Origin of the sequence: Shinella sp. CPCC 101442 (assembly GCF_024704725.1) — a bacterium.
Lineage (GTDB): Bacteria > Pseudomonadota > Alphaproteobacteria > Rhizobiales > Rhizobiaceae > Shinella.
Window position 1 is genome coordinate 1 of the sequence record NZ_JALIQS010000025.1, and the last position, 1,481, is coordinate 1,481.

The 1,481-nt window shown below is 65.2% G+C and carries 2 protein-coding genes; both read left to right on the forward strand.

What is annotated here, in order from left to right; all coding sequences use genetic code 11:
• On the forward strand, nucleotides 1-525 hold a 525-nt coding region (locus MUO32_RS29235), incomplete at its 5' end, for an electron transfer flavoprotein subunit beta/FixA family protein (RefSeq protein WP_257951891.1).
• Nucleotides 526-548: 23 nt separating this feature from the next.
• Nucleotides 549-1,478 (forward strand): electron transfer flavoprotein subunit alpha/FixB family protein, encoded by a 930-nt coding sequence (locus MUO32_RS29240; protein ID WP_257951892.1) that lies wholly within the window; start codon nucleotides 549-551, stop codon nucleotides 1,476-1,478.
• Nucleotides 1,479-1,481: the final 3 nt, after the last annotated feature.

The window sequence follows — 1,481 nt, forward strand, 5'->3', positions numbered from 1 at the left end:
CTCGCCATGGGTGCCGACCGCGCCGTGCTGGTCGAGACAGAGGATCAGGTCGAGCCGCTGGCGGTCGCGAAGATCCTCAAGGGCGTCGCTGAAGCCGAACAGCCGGGCCTGATCATCGTCGGCAAGCAGGCGATCGACGACGATTCGAACCAGACCGGCCAGATGCTGTCGGCGCTGCTCGGCTGGGCACAGGCGACCTTCGCCTCCAAGGTCGAGATCGGCGATGGTTCCGCACAGGTCACCCGCGAAGTCGATGGCGGCCTGCAGACGATCGAGGTGAAGCTGCCGGCCGTCGTGACGACGGACCTGCGCCTCAACGAGCCGCGTTATGCGTCGCTGCCGAACATCATGAAGGCGAAGAAGAAGCCGCTCGACAAGAAGACGCCTGGCGACTTCGGCGTCGACACGAGCCCGCGCCTCAAGGTGCTGAAGACCGAAGAACCGTCCGGCCGCAAGGCAGGCGTCAAGGTCAAGTCGGTCGCCGAACTGGTCGACAAGCTGAAAAACGAAGCCGGCGTGCTCTAAGGCAGAAAAGGGAGAACTAAACCATGGCCATTCTTCTTCTGGCAGATCACGACAATGCGCATCTTTCCGACCAGACGGCGAAAGCGCTGACGGCGGCAGGCAAGATCGGTTCCGACGTGCATGTGCTCGTCGCCGGCGCCGGTGCCAAGGCGGCGGCCGAACAGGCGGCAAAACTCTCGGGCGTCACCAAGGTGCTCGTCGCCGAGGATGCCAGCCTCGCCAACAACCTGGCGGAACCGCTGGCAGCGCTCATCGTGTCACTGGCAGGCTCCTACGACGCCATCGTCTCGGCCGCGACCTCGGTCGGCAAGAACGTGCTGCCGCGTGTTGCAGCGCTGCTCGACGTCGCGCAGGTCTCGGAAATCACCGAAGTCGTCTCCGCCGACACGTTCAAGCGCCCGATCTATGCGGGCAATGCGATCCAGACCGTGCAGTCGACCGACGCCAAAAAGGTGATCACGGTGCGCACCGCATCCTTCGCCGCAGCCGGTGAAGGCGGCAGCGCCGCCATCGAAACCATTGCGGCGGCAGCCAACCCGGGTCTCTCGACCCACGTCAAGGACGCCCTGTCCTCGTCGGACCGTCCGGAGCTGACATCCGCCAAGATCATCATCTCGGGCGGCCGTGCGCTGGGTTCTTCGGAGAAGTTCCAGGAGGTCATCCTTCCGGTCGCCGACAAGCTCGGTGCTGCCGTCGGCGCATCGCGCGCGGCGGTCGATGCGGGCTACGCGCCGAACGACTGGCAGGTCGGGCAGACGGGCAAGGTTGTCGCCCCGCAGCTCTACATCGCCTGCGGCATCTCGGGCGCCATCCAGCATCTCGCCGGCATGAAGGACTCGAAGGTGATCGTCGCGATCAACAAGGACGAGGAGGCCCCGATCTTCCAGGTCGCCGACTACGGCCTCGTCGCCGATCTCTTCGAAGCTCTGCCCGAGTTGCAGAAGGCGCTCTGAGCC